This is a genomic window from Campylobacter sp. 1569, from assembly GCF_024723675.1.
GTDB lineage: Bacteria > Campylobacterota > Campylobacteria > Campylobacterales > Campylobacteraceae > Campylobacter_D > Campylobacter_D jejuni_C.
Genome location: NZ_JANQDB010000068.1, coordinates 1 through 340, shown reverse-complemented (window position 1 = coordinate 340; position 340 = coordinate 1). Strand labels below are relative to the sequence as shown.

At 22.4% G+C, this 340-nt stretch carries 1 pseudogene; it reads left to right on the top strand.

Annotated elements, in window-relative coordinates:
* Positions 1–340 (top strand): annotated as a pseudogene (locus tag CAMP5060_RS08210) (motility accessory factor); the annotation flags it as partial.

Below are 340 nucleotides of genomic sequence, written 5' to 3'. Positions count from 1 at the left end.
TAAAAACAAATGAGCGTTTTGAGGTATTTGCAGGAAAAAGTGCTTTTGATACAAATATATATGATCATAAGTTAAAACAAAGTTTGTATGATAATCCTGAAAAATTCTTTGATGAGAAATATAATGAAATTTATACCAAATATGAAAGATATCCTGTTTTATTTTTTTATGGCTTAGGTAATGGTTTATTATATAAAGCTTTATTAAAAAATGAAAATCATAAAAGTATAGTTGTTTTTGAACCTAATATTGAAATACTTTATATAGTTTTTCATTTAATAGATTTTAGTCAAGAATTAAAAGATAAAAGATTGTATGTGGTGGATGCAAATGATTTTGA